Origin of the sequence: Luteibacter sp. 329MFSha, assembly GCF_900111665.1 — a bacterium.
Lineage (GTDB): Bacteria > Pseudomonadota > Gammaproteobacteria > Xanthomonadales > Rhodanobacteraceae > Luteibacter.
In genome coordinates this window covers 1,383,647-1,406,466 of sequence record NZ_FOJE01000001.1, presented here as the reverse complement: position 1 = coordinate 1,406,466, position 22,820 = coordinate 1,383,647, and the positions used below count along the sequence as shown (strand labels likewise).

General features: G+C 67.9%; 22 protein-coding genes and 2 tRNA genes. 9 read left to right on the top strand and 15 right to left on the bottom strand.

What is annotated here, in order from left to right; translation table 11 throughout:
- Nucleotides 1-45: 45 nt before the first annotated feature.
- The 5 genes from pgaD to BMW54_RS06160 form a co-directional block, all read right to left on the bottom strand.
- Nucleotides 46-489, bottom strand: a complete 444-nt coding sequence (gene pgaD, locus BMW54_RS06180; protein ID WP_175472786.1) for a poly-beta-1,6-N-acetyl-D-glucosamine biosynthesis protein PgaD — start codon at nt 487-489, stop codon at nt 46-48.
- Complete coding sequence (gene pgaC, locus BMW54_RS06175) at nt 486-1,736, bottom strand: poly-beta-1,6-N-acetyl-D-glucosamine synthase (protein WP_090053829.1); 1,251 nt, start codon at nt 1,734-1,736, stop codon at nt 486-488. The genes pgaD and pgaC overlap by 4 nt, the downstream gene beginning before the upstream one ends.
- Entirely contained in the window at nt 1,733-3,613 is a 1,881-nt protein-coding gene (gene pgaB, locus BMW54_RS06170; protein ID WP_175472785.1) for a poly-beta-1,6-N-acetyl-D-glucosamine N-deacetylase PgaB, read from the bottom strand. Before pgaB ends, pgaC begins: the two co-directional genes overlap by 4 nt.
- Nucleotides 3,614-3,618: 5 nt before the next feature.
- On the bottom strand, nt 3,619-5,679 hold the full coding sequence (gene pgaA, locus BMW54_RS06165) for a poly-beta-1,6 N-acetyl-D-glucosamine export porin PgaA (protein ID WP_175472784.1): 2,061 nt from the start codon (nt 5,677-5,679) through the stop codon (nt 3,619-3,621).
- 183 nt (nt 5,680-5,862) lie between these two features.
- Nucleotides 5,863-6,054, bottom strand: coding sequence for a hypothetical protein (locus BMW54_RS06160; protein ID WP_090053823.1), 192 nt, complete (start codon nt 6,052-6,054; stop codon nt 5,863-5,865).
- Nucleotides 6,055-6,168: 114 nt separating this feature from the next.
- Between BMW54_RS06160 and BMW54_RS06155 the strand changes: the two genes are divergently transcribed.
- The 4 genes from BMW54_RS06155 (at nt 6,169) to BMW54_RS06140 (ending at nt 11,870) form a co-directional block, all read left to right on the top strand.
- Nucleotides 6,169-6,525 carry a type II toxin-antitoxin system prevent-host-death family antitoxin gene (locus BMW54_RS06155; protein WP_090053821.1) on the top strand — a complete coding sequence of 119 codons (357 nt, stop codon included), beginning with the start codon at nt 6,169-6,171 and terminating at the stop codon, nt 6,523-6,525.
- The gene (locus BMW54_RS06150; RefSeq protein WP_090053819.1) at nt 6,522-7,148 is read left to right on the top strand and encodes a hypothetical protein; all 627 of its coding nucleotides are present in this window, start codon (nt 6,522-6,524) and stop codon (nt 7,146-7,148) included. Before BMW54_RS06155 ends, BMW54_RS06150 begins: the two co-directional genes overlap by 4 nt.
- Before the next feature lie 79 nt (nt 7,149-7,227).
- Nucleotides 7,228-11,037 carry a M48 family metallopeptidase gene (locus BMW54_RS06145; RefSeq protein ID WP_090053816.1) on the top strand — a complete coding sequence of 1,270 codons (3,810 nt, stop codon included), beginning with the start codon at nt 7,228-7,230 and terminating at the stop codon, nt 11,035-11,037.
- Nucleotides 11,038-11,135: 98 nt separating this feature from the next.
- On the top strand, nt 11,136-11,870 hold the full coding sequence (locus BMW54_RS06140; RefSeq protein WP_090053814.1) for an SDR family oxidoreductase: 735 nt from the start codon (nt 11,136-11,138) through the stop codon (nt 11,868-11,870).
- A gap of 12 nt (nt 11,871-11,882) precedes the next feature.
- Here BMW54_RS06140 and BMW54_RS06135 read toward each other — a convergent pair whose 3' ends face one another.
- From BMW54_RS06135 to BMW54_RS06120, 4 genes are all read right to left on the bottom strand, one after another.
- Nucleotides 11,883-12,383 carry a VOC family protein gene (locus tag BMW54_RS06135; protein ID WP_090053812.1) on the bottom strand — a complete coding sequence of 167 codons (501 nt, stop codon included), beginning with the start codon at nt 12,381-12,383 and terminating at the stop codon, nt 11,883-11,885.
- A 16-nt stretch (nt 12,384-12,399) separates the two neighbouring features.
- Nucleotides 12,400-12,690, bottom strand: a complete 291-nt coding sequence (locus BMW54_RS06130) for a DUF1330 domain-containing protein (protein ID WP_090053810.1) — start codon at nt 12,688-12,690, stop codon at nt 12,400-12,402.
- A 150-nt stretch (nt 12,691-12,840) separates the two neighbouring features.
- Nucleotides 12,841-12,916, bottom strand: a tRNA-Ala gene (locus BMW54_RS06125).
- A gap of 53 nt (nt 12,917-12,969) precedes the next feature.
- Nucleotides 12,970-14,088 (bottom strand): ribonuclease D, encoded by a 1,119-nt coding sequence (locus BMW54_RS06120; protein WP_090053807.1) that lies wholly within the window; start codon nt 14,086-14,088, stop codon nt 12,970-12,972.
- Between the two features lie 109 nt (nt 14,089-14,197).
- Between BMW54_RS06120 and BMW54_RS06115 the strand changes: the two genes are divergently transcribed.
- The 3 genes from BMW54_RS06115 to BMW54_RS06105 all read left to right on the top strand — a co-directional run bounded on the left by BMW54_RS06115 (nt 14,198) and on the right by BMW54_RS06105 (nt 17,695).
- Complete coding sequence (locus tag BMW54_RS06115) at nt 14,198-16,153, top strand: formylglycine-generating enzyme family protein (protein ID WP_090053805.1); 1,956 nt, start codon at nt 14,198-14,200, stop codon at nt 16,151-16,153.
- Between the two features lie 65 nt (nt 16,154-16,218).
- Entirely contained in the window at nt 16,219-16,800 is a 582-nt protein-coding gene (locus tag BMW54_RS06110) for a TetR/AcrR family transcriptional regulator (protein ID WP_090053803.1), read from the top strand.
- A gap of 157 nt (nt 16,801-16,957) precedes the next feature.
- On the top strand, nt 16,958-17,695 hold the full coding sequence (locus tag BMW54_RS06105) for an SDR family oxidoreductase (RefSeq protein ID WP_090053801.1): 738 nt from the start codon (nt 16,958-16,960) through the stop codon (nt 17,693-17,695).
- Between the two features lie 211 nt (nt 17,696-17,906).
- Here BMW54_RS06105 and BMW54_RS06100 read toward each other — a convergent pair whose 3' ends face one another.
- Complete coding sequence (locus tag BMW54_RS06100) at nt 17,907-18,143, bottom strand: hypothetical protein (protein ID WP_090053799.1); 237 nt, start codon at nt 18,141-18,143, stop codon at nt 17,907-17,909.
- 245 nt (nt 18,144-18,388) lie between these two features.
- On the opposite strand from BMW54_RS06100, the gene BMW54_RS06095 reads away from it, so the two are divergent.
- Nucleotides 18,389-18,742 carry a hypothetical protein gene (locus BMW54_RS06095; RefSeq protein WP_090053797.1) on the top strand — a complete coding sequence of 118 codons (354 nt, stop codon included), beginning with the start codon at nt 18,389-18,391 and terminating at the stop codon, nt 18,740-18,742.
- A gap of 110 nt (nt 18,743-18,852) precedes the next feature.
- Here the strand turns inward: BMW54_RS06095 and BMW54_RS06090 are convergent, their stop codons facing one another.
- Together BMW54_RS06090 and BMW54_RS18760 are read right to left on the bottom strand one after the other, a co-directional pair.
- A complete protein-coding gene (locus BMW54_RS06090) occupies nt 18,853-19,281 on the bottom strand; it encodes a low affinity iron permease family protein (protein WP_090053795.1) in 429 nt (142 codons plus the stop codon).
- Nucleotides 19,278-19,436 carry a hypothetical protein gene (locus tag BMW54_RS18760; RefSeq protein WP_175472783.1) on the bottom strand — a complete coding sequence of 53 codons (159 nt, stop codon included), beginning with the start codon at nt 19,434-19,436 and terminating at the stop codon, nt 19,278-19,280. Before BMW54_RS18760 ends, BMW54_RS06090 begins: the two co-directional genes overlap by 4 nt.
- On the opposite strand from BMW54_RS18760, the gene chrA reads away from it, so the two are divergent.
- Nucleotides 19,435-20,826, top strand: coding sequence for a chromate efflux transporter (gene chrA / locus BMW54_RS06085; RefSeq protein WP_090053793.1), 1,392 nt, complete (start codon nt 19,435-19,437; stop codon nt 20,824-20,826). The two genes, BMW54_RS18760 and chrA, sit on opposite strands and share 2 nt — an antisense overlap.
- 129 nt (nt 20,827-20,955) lie before the next feature.
- Here the strand turns inward: chrA and BMW54_RS06080 are convergent.
- From BMW54_RS06080 to BMW54_RS06070, 3 genes are all read right to left on the bottom strand, one after another.
- Nucleotides 20,956-21,042: transfer RNA gene (locus tag BMW54_RS06080), tRNA-Leu, on the bottom strand.
- 23 nt (nt 21,043-21,065) lie between these two features.
- Nucleotides 21,066-21,644 carry a cysteine dioxygenase family protein gene (locus tag BMW54_RS06075; RefSeq protein WP_090053791.1) on the bottom strand — a complete coding sequence of 193 codons (579 nt, stop codon included), beginning with the start codon at nt 21,642-21,644 and terminating at the stop codon, nt 21,066-21,068.
- A 63-nt stretch (nt 21,645-21,707) separates the two neighbouring features.
- Entirely contained in the window at nt 21,708-22,811 is a 1,104-nt protein-coding gene (locus BMW54_RS06070; protein WP_090053789.1) for a homoserine O-acetyltransferase MetX, read from the bottom strand.
- Between the last annotated feature and the right edge of the window lie 9 nt (nt 22,812-22,820).

Genomic DNA, 22,820 nt, shown 5'->3' with positions numbered 1-22,820 from the left:
GCGGCCAGGGCCGCTCCTACAAGGCACGCGGCCAGCCCGTCTGGATCAGCGCACGTCGTCGACCGAGAGGAAACCGGCGTCGGAAACGCTGATCACCGCGCGGCGGTGATGCAGGAGGCGGGTGGCGTCTTCCGTCGTCGCTCCGATCGCGGCGGCGGTTTCCACCACGCCGACCGGCTTGTTGCCGCGGCGCTTCTGCTTGCCCGAGAACCGCGCCCGGTTGTAGTTCGACCAGCCGGTGAACACGACGGCACAGACGATCGCCACGATGAGGATGACGTTGATGTCGCCCCCGTCGCTGATCGGTGAGAGCACGTGCAGCTGCACGTAGGCGTTGCGCAGGCCGAAGGCCCAGGCGCCCAGCGTCACCAGCGGCAGCCAGAGGAACGCCCAGAAGAGCCACGCGACCACGGTGATGGCGGCGAAGACGGCTTTCTGCGCCTTCGACTGGCGTTCGGGCCGCTGGATGAGGATGGCTTCGGCTTTCATCGCAGGCCCCGGTCCGGGCTGACCCATACCGCACGCGTTCCCTTGCGCTTCATCAGCGCCTTGGGCATCGCGACGATCGAGGTCGCCGTGTTGAGTACCCAGTAGACCAGCGGGTACCAGATCATCCAGTAGTAGTTGCGCCCGATGCGCGTTTCGTAGCGGCGATCGACGAGCAGGCTGATGAGGAACTGCAGCAGGCAGATCGCGCCGAGCACCACGCCGTGCCACTGGGGAAGCAGCGTGTCGATGTACAGCGACGGCGGCAGGGGCATGAGCCGGCCCAGCACCCATAGCGTCACGATGATCGCCATCGTGTACGACCACAGCAGGCTCATCACGTACTCGAACGCCACGGGCCACATGCGGCGCTGGCGCCATTTGAAGAGCTTCGTCGTGTAGCGCAACAGCACCTCCGAGCCCCCCTGGGCCCAGCGCAGGCGCTGTTTCCACAGGCCACGGAGCGTCTCGGGCATCAGGATCCAGCACAGCGCGTTGGGCTCGTAGCGGATCTCCCAGTGGCGCATCTGCAGCCGCCAGCTCACGTCGATGTCTTCCGTGACCATGTCGGTATTCCAGTAGCCGACATCGTGCAACGCGCTCTTGCGGAAGCAGGCGATGACGCCCGAGACCGTGAAGATGCGGCCGTAGACGCGCTGCGCGCGCTTGATCAGGCCGATGATCGACGAGAACTCGCCGACCTGGAGCTTGCCCAGGAGCGTCGACCGGTTGCGGATGCGCGGGTTGCCCGTGACCGCGGCGACGCGCGGGCTCTCGAGCATGTGCATCATCATCCAGTGCGTGGCGTAGTCGTCGAGCAACGCGTCGCCGTCCACGCACACCAGGAAGTCGGCACGCGAGGCCAGCGCGGCGGCGCGCAGCCCCATCGCCTTGCCCTGGTTGCTGGACATGTGGATCACGCGCAGTGCCGGGTACTGCTCCATCAGCTGGTCGAGCTGTGCGCCCGTGTCGTCGGTGGAGCCATCGTTGATCGCGATGATCTCGAAGTTCGGATACTGCTGCGAGGCGAGGTGCGCGATCGTCTCGCGCACCTGCTCGCCCTCGTTGTGGCAGGGCACGACGAGGCTCACCATCGGGTATTCGCCGAGCATCCGCGGACGCACGCGCGAGGGTTCCCGACGCTCCCAGCGGATGAAGTAGATGACGCCGCCGCTCATCCAGATCAGCGACATCACCAGCGGGTAATAGAACGCGAACTCGAGCAACGCGTGGACAAGGCCGCCGTTCATCGCGCGGGCTCCGGGTAGGGATAGTCGGACGCCGAAATGGTCGGGCGTATGGCTTCGAGGCCAGGGTGGTCGCGAATGAAGTCGTCGGGGTAGTAGCCGATGTGGCGAGCCCCCTTCGCCTGAACGGCGCGCATGCGCTCGGCGAGCGTCGCGTCGGGGATCGGTTGCTTCGTGCGCCAGTCCTGCGTGGCGAATTCGAAGAGCGTGTGCTCCAGCGCGTCGGGCGTCGTGGCCACGGCGTCGACGAGCTTCCGATACCAGGCGAGCGTGTCGGCCTGCTTGTCCAACTGCGGCATCGCCATCACCGCGGTCATGTCGTACGCCTTGTTGAACGCCGGCAGGCTCTGCGCGAACCAGGCCTCCGCCTTCGGCTGCACGATCGGACGGGTGAACATGTTGCGGGCGGTCAGCAACTGCGGACGCCACCGCTTCATCCGCGTGGCGAGTTCGAGCGTGAAGTCGATCAGCGCCTGCGTGTTCTGCGCGGGCGTGTTCTTCGCCCACGGGCCGAGGCGGTCCGTGTCGCGGATGTACGCGTCGTCGGAGAAGAGGACGCCGGCTTCGTCGGCATGCATGGCGAGATCTTCGTAGACGTCGCCGATCATCGCGCGGACCTTCGGATCGTAAGGCGCGAGCCGGAAATGGTCGCCGCCGGCCTTCGGCTCGCCGCCGAGCGACGGCAGGTCCCGACCTTGCGGAAAGCGGAAGGCGAGCACCGGCATCCAGGCGTACACGCGGACGCCCGCGCGGGTGCGCAGCTGCCAGGAGACGCGCGAGAAGAGATCGGCGCGCACCGGCAGGTGACGGTTCGGGAAGTACACGGCATCGGCCACGCCGTCGCCGTCCGGATCCGAATACGCCTGAAGCCAGACCTGGCTGGGGTGGAGCCGCTTGATGCGGTCGAGCAGCTTCGACAGGTTGCGGTCCTGCTGTGCCGGGTCCGGGTCGTAGACGTAGTCGAGGTCGATCTGGACCGCGCGCACCGGATCGATACGCGTGGAATGGCGCATCAGCCAGCCGAGGCGGTTTGCGGTGACGTTGTCGCTGACCAGGATGCGCGGGATCGTCTTGCCGGGAAGGAGCGTGGGCAGTCTGTCGCCGAGGCTGAAGGTCACCGGCATGCCGAGGTCGCGCGCGACGTCGCGGCCGACCTGCGTGTACGCGCCGTACGGCCAGGCGACGGCGCGGGGGCGCACGCCCGTGTGCTTCTCGATTTCGTCGGCACTGCGCGAAAGATCGGCGCGGATGCGTGCCTTGTACTCGTCGACCGTCTCGTAACGCTGTTTCGTGGCGTCGTAGGCGAGCGCGGCGGCCGTCGGCAGAAGGTTGCCCTGCGGGTTCGCGTTCATGCCCTGGTGCATCTGCCACGAGTGCGAGGCGAACTCCACCAGCCCCGACTTCTGCATTTCCTCGACCTGCTCCCAGCTGAGGAAGCACGAGCGGTCGCAGTCGGCACCGTTGTACGGCATGCGCTGGCCGGCGGGCATGTCCATCCACGATCCGACCAGCGCCTGCACGGCGGGATAGTGGTAGGCGCGCAGCAGGGGATAGACGCGGGTGTAGAAGCTGACGAGGCCGTCGTCGAAGGTGAGCAGCACGGCGTCGCGCGGCAGCGGCGCGCCGCCGTTGGTCGCGTCGACGACCTGCTGGAGGCTGACGACGTTGTAACCGTTCGCCTTGAGCCAGTCGAAATGCGCGATGAGGTGGTCGGTGCTCAGGGCATCCGGATCGCGATCGATGCCGGTACGCACGTCGTCGCGGACGTCGTGGTAGCCGAGCACGATCAGGGCCGGGCGCGCCGGCGCTTCCGGCGACGACTGCGCGAACGCGGGAAGCGCGAGCCCGAGGAGGGCAAGCAGGATCAACAGCGGGCGCATCGTACTCATTCTCCCCAGTGCAGCGTCAGGTCGAGGACGACACGGTGTTCGCGCCTGCCATCGTAAGGTTGGTTGTGCCAGCCCAGGCCCCAGCCGAGGCGGAAGCCGGGCGCGGTCTGGATGGTCTGGCCGTAGCGCACGGTCGCCATCCAGTCGGTCGCGAAGCCTTTCTCGGCGTACTGGCCGACGGCGACGTCGACGCGCTGGGTCACGTTGCGCTCGTAGAACTGGCCGAGCAGGTTTTCGAGGCGGCCGGTCAGCGCGTAGCTGTAGTCGCGGCGTGGATTGAAGTACGGGCGATCGGTGCGCGTGTTCATCGAGCCGCCGAGTTCCACGCCGCCATCGATCGTGAGGTTCGGCGCGGTGTGCAGCCGCTGGATCACGTTGGCGAGCCAGCCGGTGCGCGTGTTGCCGTCGGTGAAGCGATCGCGCGACAGACCGACGCGGGCCTGGGTCAGCTCGCTCGCGCGCCACGTCACCGCCGTATCGAGCGTCTTCGCCGAGATGCCGTAGTACTGCGCGCGCAGCGGGGTGTCTTCGCCCGCCGTGCTGAAGTCGGCGGCCCAGGCCCAGTGATCGGTGATGGACCAGTCGAAGCCGGCTTCGAGCGCGGTCTTGCCGACGTAGCGGTCGGTGGCGGGCAGAACCTGCACGTACGCTTCGAGTCCACGCGCGTAGCCACGGACGCCGAGGCCCACGCGACTGCGGCGGACGTCGCCTTCGGGAAGGTCGGCGGTCGAATAGCGACCGAGCGCGAGCACGCGCCAGTGATCGTCGATCAGCGGGCTGGCGATGGTGGCCTGCGTGGTGCCGTCGCGGTCGCCGAAATCCGGACTCGAGCCCTTGCCCTGCTCGGTGGCGAGGTCGAACTGCCAGCCGCGCTCGCGGTCCCACGCCTTCACGGCGCGGTCGACGCGGCCGTTGCGGTCGCCAAGGGTCTGCGCCATGGCGAGGTTCTCGTCGACGCCTTCGTAATCGTTGAGCACGCGCGCCGCATCGGCCTCGCCGATGTACGCGCCGAGGTCGCGGCGATCCAGCGTCGCCGCGATGTTGAAATCGTCCTGCGCGCGACGCGGCCAGCCGCGGGCGAGTTCCACCATGCCCAGCTCGCGGCGGATCTGCGCGTTCGCCGGCGCTTCGCGACGCATCGGCTCGAGGCGGGCATAGGCCTCCGCCGGCATGTCCACGTACTCGCGCAGCGTCGCCGCGTTGAGGTCGGCGTCGACCTTGCGCGGGTTCTGCAGGGGTAGCCGGATACCCGGGATACGCCTCCAGGTCGGTTCCCGGGCGGCCAGCTCGTCGATCGTCTGGATCGCCTTCCGTGTCTGGCCGGATTCCAGATACGCGTACATGAGGCCGATGCGCGGTTCGCTTTCGGTCACGTCGTAGGGGCCCGGATCCTTCGCGATGCTGTCTTCGTACAGACGCGCGGCCTCGGCCGGGCGACGCCTGACCAGCAGCGCGTCGGCGACCGCGCGCTCGACGTACGGCGGAAGGGCGACGCCCTTCGCCTTCAGGGCGTCGTAACGGGCGACGGCCTCCTCGGCCCTGCCGGCGCGGTCGAGCGCCACGAGCAGGTCGAATTCGGCGCGCTGCCGCAGGTCGGCCGGTAGCAGCGGATCGTCGACCAGCTGGCGCGCGTCGGCGACGGCGCGGTCCGCTTCCGCGTAAGGGTGCTTCGGATCGGCGGGTTCTCCCTCTGCCCAGCGGATCTCCTGGGCGACATGGTCGGCATCCAGGTGGAAGCGTTCCGCGACGCCAGGTGCCGGCCGGAGCGCGGAGGCCAGTTCCCCGGCGCGCGTCGAAGCGCCCAATTCCGTCAATAAAGTGACGTTGAGCGCCTGTGCCTCGCGGTCGTCCGGCCAGCGGTCGAGCAGGGCCTGGCAGTGGGCCAGGGCGTCGACGCGACGACCCGCGTCGCGTTCCTGCCGGATCTGCGCCATCAGGGCGTCGCGCCCGGCCGGGGCATCGAGGGCATGGGCGAGCGGGCCCTGCAGGGCCAGCAGCAGGGCAAGGCAGAGCCGCCCTCGGGGCGCACGCGCGGCGCGCGGCGGTTTCAACGACATCAGTCCCATCCTGCCAACTTCACCCTTGGCGGCTACCGGACGCGCGCGACCGGCAGCGGCATTGAAAAGTCAGGCCGTCTTCGTCGCGAAGTCTCGGCCAAGCCTGATATTGTCGCCGCAAACACCATGCCAAGGCGACATGACAGCTCGTCGGCCATTGGGGCTAGGCCGGATGATATAGCGTCATCCGCCCACGGACGCCTGCAGGGCGGCGGCGAGGCCGGCGTCGCCGTTGAGAATGTCCTTCCAGGCGAGCGCGATGCCGTTCCGTTTTCCTTTCGGCACCAGCTTCAACCCATCCGGGTCGATGGACAGCGTGTACGCCGCGCCGTCGACGACGAGTTCGCGCTTGAGGGGTTTGTCGAGTGGCGTCATGGCGGTGCTCCGGTCGTTGGCACGAGGAGCCTGCCGCCGAGGGCGTCGTTCCTGTGTCGATGGGCCAGATTGGCCTTTATGGGTATAATGGCCTCAAATCACGCGGAGGCCGCCATGGCACTGACGCTCAAACTCGATGCGATCGAAGATCTGCCCCGTACGCCCGCTTCGGACGTCAAGAAGCTGGGATGGCGTGGCGTCATGCGCGCCATCGCACGGAAGGGCAAGGTGGTGGTCACCAACCACAGTGAACCCGAGGCCGTGATCCTTTCGGCCGACGAATACAGTCAGATTCTCCACGCCCTCGAGGATGCCGGTGTCCGTCAGGCGTCCGCGCTCGACACGCTGCGTCTGCGCTTCGACGAACGGCTGGCGTCGTTGCAGGCCGCCGACGCGAGCGATCGCCTGCGCGCCCTGATGGATGGCGTCACGACACTGGATGGCCAGGTGAAGGCGGGGGATAGCCATTGACCGGACGTCCGGCGCTTTACGTGTTGGCGGGGGTCAACGGCGCAGGCAAGAGTTCCATCGGCGGATACCGGCTGCGGCAGGCCGGCCTCGACTGGTTCAACCCCGACACGTTCGCGCGCGAACTGCTGTCGCTGGGCGGGTACGATCAGGTTCGCGCCAACGCCGAAGCGTGGCAGGAAGGCATGCGACGGCTCGACCAAGCGGTGGCGACGGGAAGCGCCTACGCCTTCGAGACGACGTTGGGCGGCAATACGGTCCCGCGTCGCATCGCCGCAGCCGCGCGGACGCACGATGTCCTCATGTGGTTTTGTGGCCTTTCTTCGCCGGAACAGCACATCGCACGCGTGCGGGCGCGCGTCGCGGCGGGCGGACACGACATTCCCGAGGCGAAGATCCGCGAGCGGTACCGCACCGCGATGGAGAACCTGATCGCCCTCATGCCGTCGATCGCCTCGTTGCAGATCTACGACAACAGCGTCGATGTTCCGCACGGCGCCGCGGTTCCCGATCCGCTACTGCTGGCTCGGGTAAGGCACGGGAAACTTCAATGGCCCGAGGACGTGGCGACGCTCGGACGCACGCCGGTCTGGGCCCGTCCCCTGCTCGAAGCCGCTCTGTCCTGATCGATAGCTGTCGGGGCAGGTGATTGACGGCGCGCGTGGGGCCGCCGCACACTCCGGTCGTCATTGTCGGGGGGCAATCATGGAAACGATCTATCCGGCCGGGCCGGCCGAGGTGCCGGCGGCCTTCACGCGTCCTGGCGCGTCGTACCGACGCCACGCCTGGATCGCCGTGGGCAGCCTGGTGCTGTTCATCGCGGTGTATCTCGCGCTCACGGCGTGGTTCGTCCTGATCGGCGTCAACGAGCTGAGCCGCATCGGCGGCGGAAACGGAGTGCTCCGTTTCGGCGTGGGAGCGTCGAGCCTCTTCCTCGCCTTCTTCATGATCAAGGGGCTCTTCTTCGTGAGGAAGGGCGGCTCGGGAAACAACGGTATCGAACTGACACGCGCGGAGGAGCCGCGCCTGTTCGCCTTCCTCGACCGGATCGCGGACGACGCGGGTGCGCCACGTGCGCATCGCGTGTTCGCGTCGGGCAGGGTCAACGCGGCGGTCTTCTACGATCTGTCGCTGCTCAACCTCCTGTTTCCCTCGCGCAAGAATCTCGAGATCGGCCTGGCGCTCGTGAACATGCTCAACATGAGCGAGTTCAAGGCGGTGCTCGCGCACGAGTTCGGTCACTTCGCGCAGCGCTCCATGGCGGTCGGTCGCTGGGTGTACACGACGCAGCAGATCGCGGCGCACATCGTCGGTCGGCGCGACGCGCTCGATACGTTCCTGCGTCAGCTGTCCCGGTTCGACTTCCGCATCGCCTGGATCGGCTGGGTGCTGGGGACGGTGATCTGGGCGTTGCGCGCGGTCGTCGACATCGCCTTCCGGCTCGTCGTCGTGGCCCAGCGCGCGCTCTCCCGCGAGATGGAGATGCAGGCGGACCTCGTGGCCGTGTCGCTGACGGGAAGCGATGCGCTGATCTGCGCGTTGCATCGTCTGCAGGTGGCCGACGACGCCTGGGACCGCGCCGTGAACTTCGCGCGGGGCGAAGCCGCCGCGAAGTTGCCGCCCGCCGATCTCTTCGCCGTGCACCACGCCATCGCCGAGCGGCTGGGCCGGATCTACAACGATCCCGCCTACGGCACGCGTCCCGTCGTCCCGGTGGACGGCGCCGCCGCGTTCCGCGTGTTCGAAGGCGAACTGGCGCAGCCGCCGCGCATGTGGTCGACGCATCCGATGAACCACGAGCGCGAGCACAATGCGAAGCGCGTCTACCTGCACGCGCCGGTCGACGACCGTAGCGCGTGGACGGTGTTCGACGACGCGCCCGGCCTGCGCGAACGCATGACCCGGGAGCTGGTCGGCGAAGCGGAATCGCCGGCAGAGTCGCAGGTCACGGTCGATCGCCTCGATTCGCAATTCGAGCGCGAACACCTCAAGGCCCACTACCGGGGGATCTACCTCGGGTTCCCCGTCACGCGGCACGTGACCCGGGTGGACGAGCTGCACGCGGAAGTGCCCGTGTCGCGTCCCCTGCAACGGGACGAACTCTATCCCTCGGCGATCGGTGACGATCTGGAGCGCCTTCGCTCCGTCGATCGCGAACACGCGCTGCTGTGTTCCCTGCGCGATCGCGTCTATGACGCGCCCGATGGCGTGATCCGTCATCGCGGCAGGATCCTTCGGCGCAACGAGCTTCCCGACGCGATCGCCGCGGTGGATGCGGAGCGCAAGGCACTCCGCGCCCGTCTGGAAGACGCGATGAAGTCGGTACGCAGCCTGCATGTCTCGGCGGCGGGGCGAATCTCCGCGGCGTGGCGGGATTACCTGCTGGGCGTGCTCGGCATCCTGCTCTACGCGGAACACGCGGAAGCGAACCTGCGCGATGCGCAGGCGGGCCTCGGACAGGCCTGGCGACGGGCGACCGTGCGTGGCGCCATCGACGAGAAGGGTGCGCGCATCATCATGGCGGCGTCCAACGATGTCTGGCGCGCGCTTTATGGAGCGTACGACATCGCCGCGCAGGTGCAGCCGGGGGCGGCGATCCTTCGCGAGCTCGATGCCGAGAGCTGGTCGGCCGCGCTCGGCGAGCTGGGCCTCAACGCGCCGAGCCGCGAGAACATCAACGACTGGCTGCGTCACGTCGACGGCTGGGTCGGCCATGTGGCCGGAACGATCGGCGCCCTGCGCCGCGCGGCGCTCGACGAACTGCTGCGCGCCGAAGCCGTCGTCGCCGATGCGACGCGCGGCGTCGCGCCACCGGCCGCGCCGGACGTCGTTCCTTCCGCGCCACCGGCGTACGACACGCTGCGCGTCGGCACCGAGCGCGGACAGCGCGTCGACAAGCCAGGCTTCTGGGACCGCTTTCTCGGCGCGAGCGGCTTCGTGCCGGCGCTCGCCCGCACCGTCGTCGCCGTGGCGATCGTCGGTTCCGTGCTCGTCTTCGGCTGGATGGTCGACCGCGCGAAAATCACCGTCTACAACGGTCTGGCCCGAACGGTCGTGACTACGATCGACGGCCACCGCGCGGAGGTTCAGCCGGGTGCGCATGCGGTGGTGACGGTGCGCGGCGGTGGCGACGTGCAGGTCGAGACGCACGCGCTCGACGGACAGCCGATCGAATCGTTCACCGCGACGGTCGACCGCTCCGCCGAGCAGGTCGTCTACAACGTCGCCCAGGCGGGCATGTTGCGGGCATGGACCGCCGTCTATGGCAATGTCGCCCCGGTGCCTCCGGCCATTCCCACGCCGCAGCGCTGGATGCCGACGTCCGCGGAGGTGCTGTTCGAAGCGCCGCCGCAGCGTATCGAATCGAAGTCCGGCGGCGGCAGCCGCAGCGTGCTTGACGCCGCGAGCGATCTCACGCCCGAGACGTACGCCGACCAGGTCGTGAACAAGAGCGAGCTGGCGACGCTCGTCCTGGCGCACGTGCGCCACGACGCGCCGGATTCGACGTACCTGCTCGACTGGCTCGCGCTGGGTGCCGAGCTGCCCGGTTTCGGCGATGCCTTCGCCGCGCGCCGGGCGCAGTTTCCGATGGACATCGTGGCGATGCGCGCCGAGCAGAACCTCGCGAAGGGTGCCGCGCGCGACGCCGTGTGCGCGAAGCATCGTGCGCTCGCCGACGCGTCGCCGGACGCCGCCGACCTGTCGTACCTCGCCACGCGCTGCCTGCCCGATGGCGACGCGCGGGATACCGCGTTCGAAGCGGGATTCACTCGTTGGCCGGCGTCGCCGTGGTACGCCAACGCGGCGGCTACCAGCTTCAGCCAGCACGGGAAATACACCGAGTCGCTCGCGGCGTACCGGGTCGCCCTCGCCGGGAGCCCGGCCTTGCGCCAGGCGATCGCACCGGAGGCATTCCGCGTCGAACGCCTGGTGGAACCGGCGGCCGCCGCGCGTGACGGAGAGGCGTTCGCGCGCATGTCGCCGTGGATCGGCACCATGCTGCGACTCGAAGACACCGTCCATGTGCCCGATGGCGATTATCGTTCGCTGGTGCTTCTCGCCGGGGGGCGCCTCGACGACGCGGTAACGGCCGCCAGGGGGACGCCGATCGAGGCCCATGTGCTGCGAATGGCCGCCGCGTCCCGTGGCGCGCCGGCGGCGCTGCGCGAACGCGTCGCGAAGCTGGCGCCCGCCGATGGCCTCGACGAGCAGACGGTATGGCTGGCGCTGGCCGATGGGGTGAGCGCGGCCGACCCCGCGGTGGCCAAGGTCCTGGAGGGCGTCGAGAAAGGCTTCGATACGCCGGGCGCCGTCGGCAAGGTGCAGCGTTTCATCGCCGCGGTGCGCAAGGGAGCCGCGACCTCGGCGGAGGCGGAACTGGACGGGGTGCCGATGCAGCTGCGCGCGCGTGCGTACCTCGCCGGCCTCTCCGTGCTCGGCGAGCGGGCGCCACAGGCGTGGCGCACGTTCGCCAGCCGCGTCTTGTTCGCGGCGGAGCGTCCTTACCTGGGGTGATTCCGGCCCACTTTATCCGTGACACGGCTGTCCCAATGTCGACCGGTGGTGGCGGCCGTTCCGGCCGTTCCTCCCGAACCCATCCGAGAAGGATCAGCATGAACACATCGCAGAAGATCGCGCTCGTCACGGGCGCCACGCGCGGCATCGGCCGCGAGACGGTGAAGCAGCTCGCCGAAGCCGGGGTGCTGGCGTTGCTTGCCGGACGCGATCCGGGACGCACGAAGGAAGCCGTCGCGGCGCTGGCCTCGACGGGGCTTCCCGTGGAGGCGCTGGTGCTCGACGTCGCGGATCCGAAGAGCATCGCGAAGGCCGTGGCGGACGTCGAGACCCGGTTCGGACGGCTGGACATCCTCGTCAACAACGCGGGCATCTTCCTCGACGACATCGGCAAGGCGCCCTCGGAACAGTCGCTGGCCACGTGGCGGGAGACGTTCGACACGAACCTCTTCGCGGTGGTCGGCGTCACGCAGGCCTTCCTGCCGCTGCTGAAGAAGTCGCCGTCGGCACGTATCGTGAACGTGTCGAGCGTGCTGGGCTCGCTGGCCATGCACGTCGACCCCGCGTCGCCGGTCTATGGCTTCAAGGTGCCGGCGTACGACGCCTCCAAGAGCGCCCTGAACGCGTGGACGATCCATCTCGCCTACGAACTGCGCGACACGCCGATCAAGGTCAACGCCATCCACCCGGGCTACGTGCAGACCGACATGAACGGCGGCCAGGGCGAGATCGACGTGCCGACCGGCGCGAAGAGCAGCGTCGGCATGGCGTTGCTGGCCGACGATGGCCCGACCGGCACGTTCACCCACCTGGGCAAGACGCTACCCTGGTGAGCGGTTCGCGACTCACACGCGACCGGGCAGCCGGTCGGTGACTTCCTGCACGATCCACTCGTTGCCATCGGGGTCGTGGAAGGAAAGGAACGAGCCGTAGCTCTTGCGACCCTCGGCGGGACCGCTGATGCGGTTCTCGCCGGCGGGTCGGTGGAACACACCGTAGGCGTCGTGGAAGATGTCGCTCACGTCGACGCCACGGCGCGCGAACTCGTCGTGCGCACGCACGATGTCCGGAACGACCAGGTGCAGGCCCTGCACGGAGCCCGGTGTCGCGGTCGTCATCTTCTCACCGAACATCAGCGAGCAGCCCGAACCCGGCGGCGTGTACTGGATCACGCGAAAGCCGTGCTCGTCCCGGTAATCGATGTCGAATCGCCAGCCCAGCCGCGCGTAGAAGTCCTTCGCCCGGTCGACGTCCGCGACCGGGATCACGACGATCTCGAAGGTGACGGGAAAGGGGAGGGGTCCGAACTTCTCCCCTTCAGCGCTTGCTGGCAGCAATGTGCTCATGGCTGGCTCCGTGTGATCAGTCGACGCCCTGGACGAGGATCGAGCGGTACGTCGCGCCCTTGAAGCGGTGCTGCGCGACGGCCTGGTACGCCGGGCTGTGGTACCACGCGCGGGCCTCGTCCATCGTCGGGAACGACACGATCACCACGCCCTCGACCGGTGGGCCTTCGAGCACCTCGTAATCGCCGTAGAGCGCGTGGAACGCGATCGGGTGGCCTTCGAAGCTCGGCTTCACCGTGGCGTTGTACGTGGCGAGTTCGTCCGGATCCTGGGTGCTCTCGCGAATGAAGACGACGTACGCGGTCATGGGGCGGCTCGGCAGTGGGGGTGGCGCGAGTCTCGCGCCGCGTCACTGGGCGGTATTGGACGAACCGGGCGCCCGAGGGTGTTCCTTCGGCCCAAAAGCAAGAAAGCGCGCTACGCGACAACGCGGAGCACGCTTTCCTGGCGGGATGATTGGTGGAGCGGAGGAGGATCGAACTCCCGACCTTCGCATTGCGAACGCGACGCTCTCCCAGCTGAGCTACCGCCCCACGAAGCGCGAACTATATCAGCGGCGAACGCGTCTGCCAACGGGTCGCATGCATCAATCCGGCAGCAGCGGCGACAGCCGGTCGAACAGCACCTCGCGGCGCCAGCCCTCGAGCGCCTCGGGCCATGTCTTCGTCATCACGAACTCCTCCATGGAGCGACGCGCGCAGAGCAGGCCGGGCGGGAGATCGAGCTGGGTGGCCAGCGTGTCGACGGCGCTGCGCATCTCGTTGATGGCACGTTTGGCGTCGCCCAGCGGGTGACCGACGATCGGCGCCGTGGCGGCGACTTCGTCCGGCTCGACCGGACGGTGCAGGAGATCGAACAGCTCCTGTCGCTGTGGAGAGCGCAGGGCGCGCGTGCCGCGCGTCCGTTCGTCGAGGCTGGCCGGCGTCTCGGGAAGGCGGCCCACGAGATCCACCGCCTGCGCGTCCTCGAGCAACCAGGAACGCGGCTTGTCGAGCTCGCGCGCGGTGGTCTCGCGCCAGCGCAGCACGCGGCGCAGCAGCGCCTGGCGTTCCATCGGCCACTCGGCGGCCGGCTTCACGCCGCGTTGCGGCTGCGGATCGCCTTCGCGATGGCTCGCCCGGCGCTTCATGCGCGCGCAATCCTCCGCATGCCACCCGGTGCGCCCACGTTCGGCGAGGCGCTCGGCGAGGATGGCGTGCACGGGGTGAAGGTGGACGACGTCCAGCGTGGCGTACAGCTTCTGCGATTCGGTGAGCGGACGCTGCAGCCAGTCGCTGCGCGTCTCGCCCTTGTCGAGTTCCGCGCCGACGAGCTCCGCGACCAGCGCGCGATAGCTGATGCCCAGCCCCATGCCGACGAAGGCGGCGGCGATCTGGGTGTCGAACAGGGTATGCGGACCATCGGGAAGGAAAGGCGACATCGCCTCGAGATCTTCACCCGCGCTGTGCATCACGGTGACGACCGGCTGCGCCGCGAACGTCGGCGCCAGCGCGTCGCCGAGCGGCACGGCCAACGGGTCGATCAGCGCGTAGCGCCCGTCGTGCGCGAGCTGGAGCAGGGCGAGCTGTGGATAGAACGTGTTGCGACGCATGAACTCGGTGTCGAGGCCGACGACGGTACCCGGACCGATCGGTGCCAGCCAGGCGTCCAGCGCTTCGCGGCTGTCGATCCAGGGAGCGTGGGGAGCGAGATCGCTCGATGTCATGCAGGATCCTTGTGAGGCTCGGGCCGCGCCGATGGTGCGTGTTGCCCTGTCGCGCGCGATTCCCTAAGGTGGCACCGCACGATAGCAGGCCCGCACGGAACCGCCCACCATGCCGAATACCGAGACCGTCCGCCGACAGCGCGCCATTGGCGGCGCGCTGGGCGTCGCCGTGCTCGCGTTCGGGCTCTTCTATCACTTCTTCCCGCAGGCGCTGCACGTCCAGCCCACCCAGCGCACGGCGCGCACGCCCTTGCGTGGCCAACCGACGGTGATGGGCTTCGACCAGCGTCCGCAGGCCGCGCCGCCGTCGCAGGTTTCCGAAATCGACGCGGGGCCGCCGATCATGCTGGCGCCGGCCTCGGTGATCGCGGCACGGCGCAGGGAGAAGACGCAGGACGTCGAGCTGCCGGCGCAGAAGACCCCGGATTCGCCGGAGCTCACCGCCTTGCTCGACCGCGGCGACAAGGCGCTGGCGGGCGACCGGCTGGTGGGCGGCAAGGACAGCGCGGCGGCGCTCTTCGAACTCGCCCTGAAAGAGAAATCGGATAGCCAGCGGGCGCTCGCCGGCCTGAGCGAGGTTCGCGCGCGACTCGCGGCGGAAATCGAGCAGGACATCGCGCTGGGCGACGCCGACGCCGCGCGCGAATCCCTCGGCGCGCTCAAGGCGCTGCCGTCCTCGTCCACCGATGCGGCACCGCTGCAGCAGAAGCTCGCGGTGCTCGACAAGGTGCGGCCGATGCTCGGCAAGGCCGCGTCGCAACTGCAGGAAGGCAAGGCCACGCAGCCGCGCGGCGACAGCGCGCTCGACACGTATCGCGAGGTGCTCGAGATCGATCCGCAGAACGCGGTGGCGGAGCAGGGCATCACCAACGTCCAGCGCACCGTGCTCGACAGGGCGCTCGCGGCGGTCGCGCAGAACGACTTCGGCACGGCCGACTCGGCGCTGGCCGAGGCCGCCGCGATCGAGCCCGAATCGCAGGCCCTACAGGACACGCGTGGCCGCATCGAGGGCATGCGCCGGCAGAACGCCGCGGGCATGCTCGCCCAGGCGCGCTCCGCGCTCGACGCAGGCAACATCGAACTGGCCCAGCAACTGGCGGCCAACGCGCAGAAGATCAGCCCTGATCTGGCGGGCATCGACGATTTCAACGAACGCGTGACCAACGCGCGCCTGTATGCCAGCTACAAGCCGGGGCAGGTCTTCGCCGACCGCTTCGTCGACTCCGCGGGGCAGGCGCCCGCCATGGTCGTGATTCCCACCGGCAAGTTCCTCATGGGTTCCCCGGACGGCGAGGCCGGGCACGACGCGAACGAGGCGCCGGCGCACGAAGTCACGATCGACAAGGGTTTCGCGATGGCGCGAAGCGCGATCTCCATCGGTCAGTTCCGCGACTTCGTGCGCTCCACGGGCTACGTGCCCGAATCGCAGTCGAAGGGCGGCGGCAGCATCTACGACGAGCAAAGCGGTGGACTGCGGGACGATCCGACCGTGACCTGGCAGGACGACTACGCCGGCAAGCCCGGCCAGGATCGCCTCCCGGTCATCAACGTTTCCTGGAACGACGCGAAGGCGTACGCGGACTGGCTGTCCAAGCGCACCGGCAAGACCTACCGGCTGCCGAGCGAAGCCGAGTTCGAGTACGCGCTGCGCGCCGGCAGCACGTCGCGCTACTGGTGGGGTGATGGCGCACCGTCGTCCCGGCTGGAGAACCTGACCGGCGGGAATGATCGCTCCGGCTCCGGCCGCCGCTGGAGCAACGCGTTCGGCGGCTACAAGGACGGCTACTGGGGCCCGGCGCCGACGATGAGCTTCGCCGCCAATCCCTTCGGCCTGTACGACATGGGCGGCAACGTGTCCGAATGGGTCGCCGACTGCTGGCACGACAACTACATCCGTGCGCCGCGCAGCGGCGAGGCATGGGTCAATCCGGGCTGCGGGCGTCACGTCATCCGCGGCGGCTCGTGGGGCAGCGCGCCGGACATGGTCCGCTCCGCGTACCGGCAGGGCGCGCCGGCCGACCTGCGCAACGCGCGCGTCGGTTTTCGGATCGTGCGCGAGCTGTAGCCTCGCGGCACCGCGTCGCCGGTGCTATGCTTTTGTGGACTTTTCGTTCCAGAAACGGTGATGCCATGGCGCGCCCCCGCGAGTTCGACAGGGACACCGCCTTGCAGCGGGCGATCGACACGTTCGCCATGCACGGCTTCGAGGGCACCTCGACGCCCATGCTGCTCGACGCCATGAAGATCGGCCGGCAGAGCCTTTACGACACCTTCGGCGACAAGCGCAGCCTCTATCTCGAAGCGCTCCGCACCTATTCGAACGACAGCGTCGGCATGACGCTGTCGGCGATGTTCGCATCGACCTTCGTGCGGGAAGGCATCGAACAGGCGCTGCTCGGCTTCGCGAAGAACGCGACCTCCGTCACCACCGCCCGGGCGTGTCTCGGCATCCACGCCATCACGGAGTTCGGCACCTTCGCGAGCGACGTCAAGGCCGTGACGGACGAGATCGCGGGCCGGACGGTCCTCGCGTTCGAGAGCCGCATTCGCGAGGGCATCGCGCGGGGCGAGCTGGCGGTCGATCTCGACGCGGCGGCCACCGCGCAGTTCCTGCTCGCCACGCTGTCGGGTCTGAAGATCGCGGCCCGCGCGGGCGCCGATCTGTCCACGCTGCAGGGCATCGTCGGGATCGCCATGCGCGCTTTGGGATAATTAACTGGACTGAACAGTCAATTAAGTGCTACGCTCTGTTCATGGGCCTGACCGAGCCCCGCCTTCCATCAAGGACGGTGACGCTAAAACTCAGGGCGGCGACGCCCCTTTTTTACACCCATTACTTGACTACTCGTTCCATAACTTGAGGCATACCATGACCATTCGTTTTCTCGAAGGCAAGACCGCCCTGGTGACCGGCGGGTCCCGCGGCATCGGCGCGGGCATCGTTCGCTCCCTCGCCGAAGCGGGCGCGCACGTCACCTTCACCTATGCCAGCGCCTCGGCCGCGGCGGACGCCCTTGTCGGCGAACTAGCGGGCCGTGGACTCCGCGCTCGCGCCGTGCGGGTCGACAGCGCCGACGACAAGGCGCTGGTGGCGGCGGTCGCCGAGACCGCCGGCCAGAGCGGCAGCCTCGATATCTTCGTCAGCAGCGCCGGCCTGCTCGTGCATGCCCCGCTGGCGGAGACTTCCGTCGACGACTACGACCGCCTCTTCGCGGTCAACGTGCGCGCCGTATTCGTGGGTGCGAAAGCCGCCGCATCTTTCATGGGTGAGGGTGGCAGCATCATCAGCATCGGCAGCATCAGCGCCGAGCGTGCCGGCGTCGAAGGCGCGGCGCTCTATTGCAGCTCGAAGGGGGCCGTGCAGTCGATGACCCGCGGTCTGGCGCGCGACCTCGGTCCGCGCGGCATCACGGTGAACAACGTGCAGCCGGGCCCGATCACCACCGACATGACCGAAGGCTACGCGGAGATGCTCGTGCCGATGATCCCGGTAGGCCGTCTCGGCAAGCCGGAAGAGGTTGGGGCGTTGGTCGCCTTCCTCGCCGGCCCGAACGCACGCTACATCAACGGCGCGAGCATCGACATCGACGGTGGCTTCATCGCCTGATCGAGCGCATCGGCGATCCCGCGGCAGCGGGCAAGCTTGCGGCGACCATCCACCCTCGGTAGCACCGTCACATGAGCTCTGGTGGGAGCCGATCGCATCGGCGATCCCGCGGCAGCGGGCAGGCTCGCCGCAAGCACCCATCGCGGATGCGATCCGCTCCCACCCCTCCGGTAGCAGCCCCCACGAGAATCTGGTGGGAGCCGACGGCGGCTCAGCGAACCCACGTGGTCGCGTGAAAAAGCACCTCGGCCTGAAGCGCGACGGTGACGTCGTTGCGCAGGATGCGCGATACGTCGTCCGGCGGCACGCCCAGGATCGACGTGGCGCCCGTCCGGGCGATGCCGGAGCGAAACCGCCCGTCGCCGGTCGCGTGCAGTGTCCAGCGAAGCGATGCCCCGACGCGACAGTAGGTAACATCGCACTCGAATGTCTCGCGACGTAGCGTCACCTGGAAGGTCTGGGCCTGCCAATGCGGCGGTGACAGCGCCCGGCGTCGAAGCGTGCGCGGTCTGACACATTCACTGATTTCATCAGTTTTCACGGGAACGCCTTAGTGGATCGCCACCGAGCACTCCCCCCGGAGTCATGTCACGACCTTGGACTCTCACGAGTTACGTGGGCGTGACCGGCGGAACCGCTTCAGTTCCCGCCTGCACGGCCGATGAGATGAGATCGACCATCGGGAGGAATGCCGTGAGGCTCATCGCAGGACTGACACTGGCGGCGCTCGCGCTAGGCACGACCGCGTGTCATCGGGACGAATGGCATCTGATCAGCGTCGAAAAGGGCAATCCCGCCGACATACGCATACGCGGCGACAGCGGCGACGCGAGCTGGACGTGGGGGCCGGATGCCCACTCGGTCGATGTCGCCGTCGTCAGCAACGAGCTGATCGGCGATCCCCTCCCGGCCACCGGCGGCGCGTTGGTTCTGCAACTTGCCGACGGTACGACGCTCGAATTCGCCGGACAGTACAACGCCCTCGTCTGTTCGCGCGGCTGCGACGCGAAGCACATGCCCATCGCGTGGCATGTGCAGAGGGATTAGGTGACGCCGAAGGACTTCGCAGGCGGCGTCTTGCGGCCTGCGACCACGCGTTAGTGGCGGTGCACGGCGCCGACGCATACAAGGTTCGCCAGGGCACCGCGCCACCTGAGTCAGTGGGTGATCCCGTCCGCTTCATGGCCTGGACGATCCTCGCAACCCAGGTTTTTGCGCGCCTCGGCGGCTCGCTTCGTGTAATTCCGGCGGATCGCATCGAGTGTCTTCTCGTCGAGCTGTTCCAGGTCGAGCAGTGCGGCGTTGGCGCCTTTCATCACATTGATCAGCTCGTCGAGCTTGATCTGCATCGCTTCGGTGTCGCGGTTCTGCGTGTTCTGGATAAGGAAAACCATCAGGAAGGTGACGATCGTGGTTCCGGTATTGATCACCAGTTGCCAGGTGTCCCCGAAGCCGAAGACCGGGCCGCTCGCGCCCCAGAGCACCACGATGCCCGCGGCTGCGGCGAACGTCGCCGGTTTTCCGGCGGCTTTGGAGACCGCCATGGCCATGCGCGTGAAAAGGCTTTGCTTACTTTTCTTCGTCATCGGTTCGTCCTCCTGCTGAAGATACCTTCTGACGCGTGGCGCAGGCGTGGCGTGAAGGCCGCGATGCCTTCGTGGTGCCAGGCATCGCGCAACTGATTACGATGGTCGAACCCGAGTTCATCCACGTCATGCCACCGCTCGATCGAGGATGCCATGCCCGAAGCACCCGCCCACCTGCGTCACGGAATCTCGTTTCGCGAAGCGTCATGGGTGTGGGTTCGCGTCGCTGCCCTGAGCTTCGGCGGTCCGGCCGGGCAGATCGCGGTGATGCACCGTATCCTCGTGGAAGAAAAACGCTGGATCAGCGAAACGCGGTTCCTGCACGCGCTCAACTATTGCACGCTGCTTCCCGGACCCGAGGCGCACAAGCTGGCCATCTATATGGGGTGGCTCCTGCACAGGGTGCGCGGCGGCCTCGTCGCCGGCCTGCTGTTCATCGTGCCGGGGCTGCTGTCGTTGGGCGTGCTGAGCTGGGTTTATGCCAGCTATGGCGACGTGGGCCCCGTCCACGCGCTGTTCTTCGGACTGAGGGCCGCGGTGTTGGCGGTGGTCCTCGAAGCGGTGCTTCGCGTGGGACGGCGCGCACTCAACAGCAGGGCATTGGCGGTAGTGGCGGTACTGTCCTTCGTCGCGATCTTCTTTCTGAGCGTGCCGTTCCCGCTGATCATCGCCTCCGCGGCGGCCATCGGCTGGGCCGGCCACCGTCTGCGTATCGCGGGGTTGCAAGGCGGTGCGGCCGGTAGCGCGATGGACACGCCGGACAGCGGCCCGCTGCCGGCTCTCGACGCCGCCTTCGCGGTGGAGGTTCCAACGCACGTCCTGCCGCACCATCGCCGGATACTCAAGGTTCTGGCGGTGTCGCTGGCCGTCTGGCTTGCTCCACTCGTCGTGCTCCTGGCGTGGGCGGGAGCGGGTGACGTCTTCACCGATATCGCGTATTTCTTCACCAAGATGTCGGTGGTGACGTTCGGAGGCGCGTACGCGATCCTGGCGTACGTGGCGCAGCAGGCGGTGGAGCACTACCACTGGCTGGCTCCGGGCGAAATGCTCGCCGGATTGGGCATGGCGGAAACGACACCCGGTCCGCTCATCAGCGTCGTGCAGTTCGTCGGTTTCATGGCGGCCTATCGCCAACCCGGTGCGCTTTCACCGGTCGTCGCGGGTACGCTGGGCGGACTCCTGGCGAAATGGGTCACGTTCGCCCCGTCGTTCCTGATCGTTTTCGTCGGCGCGCCCTATATGGAAGCGCTGCGCAATAACCATGCGCTGAAGGCGGCGTTGAATGCCATCACCGCGGCCGTCGTCGGCGTGATCCTCAACCTAGCCGTCTGGTTCGGCCTGCATACGCTGTTCTCGAGGGTCGAAGCGCATTCGCTCGGGCATCTCGTGCTGCAGATACCGGACCTCTCCAGTCTCGATCGCGCGTCACTGCTGTTGTCCGTCACAGCGGCGGTCCTGCTGTTCCGGTTCAAGGCGGGCATGATCGCCACGCTCGCGCTCTGCTGCCTGGGAGGTGTCGCGCTGCATTTACTCGGGCATCTCTGAGGCATGCTTGCCCTGGAGCCTTGGCGGACAGGGCGGAAGGCATGCTTACGTCAGGCAACAAAAAACCCGCCTGCGGGCGGGTCTTTCGAAAACCGGGAAAAGCCGTGGGCTTGCCCGGTGTTTCGTCTCTGGTGCCGAAAGTGGGACTCGAACCCACACTGTATCTCTACAAACGGATTTTGAGTCCGCCGCGTCTACCGGTTCCGCCATTTCGGCTGGGGCCCGCGATTATGCGTCAATCAATGGACCTGGTCGAGGCCCAGCTTGCGTTCGGTGCGGTGGTACCAGTCGTCGCCCTCGGGGTTGAACACGGCGCACTGGGTCATCCGGCCCGAGTAGATGTGCAGGCTGACGGCCACCGCGTCGTCGCTGGGGTTGCGGATGGTGTGGTACTCGTGGGGCGGAATCAGGCTGCCGGCGGAGCCGGGGCCCGCCTGAATCGAGCCGACCGGCCGGAAGTGGTAGCGCTCCGCATCGTGGCCGAGCAGCTCGTACTGGACGATCTCAAGCGCGCCGTTCCAGACCCCTTCGACGCACCACATGCCCGAATGATCGTGGATCAGGGTGCCCTGGCCGGGGCCCCAGGTCATGGCGACGACGCTGTAGCCGTGCTCGTCGCTGCGATAGAGCTCACGGCGGGCGTAGTGGTCGCCGGCGGTCTCCATGACGCAGGAGGGCAGGATGACCTCCTGGGAGCGGATCAGGCGGCACAGCGCGTTGCGCAGGGAATCCGTCAGGGCCGGGGTGCTCGGCTGAGCCACGGCGGTGTCGATGGCGTCGATGAGCTTGCGGCTGCCCGGGAAGTCGACGGTGATCATGGGTGGAACCTCGTGGGGAAGACGTGGGGGCCCGTTTCGCCCCCGATCATAGCAAACCGGGGGTCAGATCGAGGCCAGGAACCCGCCGATGGCCCGGCTGTAGTTGTCGATGTCGACGAGGAAGGCGTCGTGGCCCTGCGGCGAGTCCAGGGCCACGAAATCGACGTGCGCGCCGGCGGCTTCCAGTCCCTTGGCGATCGTTTCCTGCTGTTCCAGCGGGAACAGGATGTCCGTGCTCACGCCGATGACCAGCGCGCGCTCCACCTGGATCCGGGCCAGGCCGCGCATGACGTCGCCGTCGCCGTACTCCGCCACGTCGAACCAGTCGCTGGCACGCGACAGGTACAGGTAGCTGTTCGGATCGAACTGGCGGTTGAAGCGCTTGGCGTGGGCTTCGAGGTACGACTCCACCTGGAATTCGAAACCGAACGGCGAGGTCTCGTCGCGATCGTCGGGATCGAGGCGAATGCGCGCGAATCGACCCTTCCACTCCATCGCCGAGCGATAGGTGATGACGCCCAGTTTGCGAGCGATGCCCATGCCGTGTTCCGGCCATTCGTCGCCCGCGTACTGGCCCTTGTTCCAGTGCGGGTCGAGACGGATCGCCTCGCGTTGCAGCGAGCGGATCGCGATCGCGAACGGTTGCGCCTGCGGCGCGGTGTCCACGCTGATGTGCGTGCGCGCGGCGCCCGGATGCAGCAGCATGTAAGCGAGCGCGCCCATGCCGCCCATCGAGCAGCCGACGAGGCAGGCGAGCTGGACGATGCCGAGTCCGGTGACCGCTTCCCACGCCGCGTTCGCGACATCCTCGAGCGAGAGTTCGGGAAACGTCAGGCGATACGGCGCGCCCGTCGCGGGATCGATCGAGGCGGGGCAGGTGGAGCCCTTGTCGCTGCCGAGCGAGTTGACGCAGATCACGAAGAATCGGTCGGTGTCGAACGCGCGACCCGGCCCGATCATGGGCTCCCACCATCCCGGCGTCGGATCCTCGGCGTTCGAGGCCGCGTGCGCGCTGGGCGACAGGCCGGTGAGGATCAGGATCGCGTTGTCGCGCGCTTCGGAAAGCGTCCCCCAGGTCTCGAACGCGACGCGCGCGCCGTGCAGTTCGCCGCCGCGCTTCATGCGGAACGGCGAGGAGAGGCTGTGATAGCGGCGTGCGTCGCCCATGGGTCGTTC

Coding starts and splice junctions, on each gene's coding strand:
- pgaD (WP_175472786.1), bottom strand. CDS start 489: ATGAAAGCCGAAGCCATCCTCATCCAGCGGCCCGAACGCCAGTCGAAG.
- pgaC (WP_090053829.1), bottom strand. CDS start 1,736: ATGAACGGCGGCCTTGTCCACGCGTTGCTCGAGTTCGCGTTCTATTAC.
- pgaB (WP_175472785.1), bottom strand. CDS start 3,613: ATGCGCCCGCTGTTGATCCTGCTTGCCCTCCTCGGGCTCGCGCTTCCC.
- pgaA (WP_175472784.1), bottom strand. CDS start 5,679: ATGTCGTTGAAACCGCCGCGCGCCGCGCGTGCGCCCCGAGGGCGGCTC.
- BMW54_RS06160 (WP_090053823.1), bottom strand. CDS start 6,054: ATGACGCCACTCGACAAACCCCTCAAGCGCGAACTCGTCGTCGACGGC.
- BMW54_RS06155 (WP_090053821.1), top strand. CDS start 6,169: ATGGCACTGACGCTCAAACTCGATGCGATCGAAGATCTGCCCCGTACG.
- BMW54_RS06145 (WP_090053816.1), top strand. CDS start 7,228: ATGGAAACGATCTATCCGGCCGGGCCGGCCGAGGTGCCGGCGGCCTTC.
- BMW54_RS06140 (WP_090053814.1), top strand. CDS start 11,136: ATGAACACATCGCAGAAGATCGCGCTCGTCACGGGCGCCACGCGCGGC.
- BMW54_RS06135 (WP_090053812.1), bottom strand. CDS start 12,383: ATGAGCACATTGCTGCCAGCAAGCGCTGAAGGGGAGAAGTTCGGACCC.
- BMW54_RS06130 (WP_090053810.1), bottom strand. CDS start 12,690: ATGACCGCGTACGTCGTCTTCATTCGCGAGAGCACCCAGGATCCGGAC.
- BMW54_RS06120 (WP_090053807.1), bottom strand. CDS start 14,088: ATGACATCGAGCGATCTCGCTCCCCACGCTCCCTGGATCGACAGCCGC.
- BMW54_RS06115 (WP_090053805.1), top strand. CDS start 14,198: ATGCCGAATACCGAGACCGTCCGCCGACAGCGCGCCATTGGCGGCGCG.
- BMW54_RS06110 (WP_090053803.1), top strand. CDS start 16,219: ATGGCGCGCCCCCGCGAGTTCGACAGGGACACCGCCTTGCAGCGGGCG.
- BMW54_RS06105 (WP_090053801.1), top strand. CDS start 16,958: ATGACCATTCGTTTTCTCGAAGGCAAGACCGCCCTGGTGACCGGCGGG.
- BMW54_RS06090 (WP_090053795.1), bottom strand. CDS start 19,281: ATGACGAAGAAAAGTAAGCAAAGCCTTTTCACGCGCATGGCCATGGCG.
- chrA (WP_090053793.1), top strand. CDS start 19,435: ATGCCCGAAGCACCCGCCCACCTGCGTCACGGAATCTCGTTTCGCGAA.
- BMW54_RS18760 (WP_175472783.1), bottom strand. CDS start 19,436: ATGGCATCCTCGATCGAGCGGTGGCATGACGTGGATGAACTCGGGTTC.
- BMW54_RS06075 (WP_090053791.1), bottom strand. CDS start 21,644: ATGATCACCGTCGACTTCCCGGGCAGCCGCAAGCTCATCGACGCCATC.
- BMW54_RS06070 (WP_090053789.1), bottom strand. CDS start 22,811: ATGGGCGACGCACGCCGCTATCACAGCCTCTCCTCGCCGTTCCGCATG.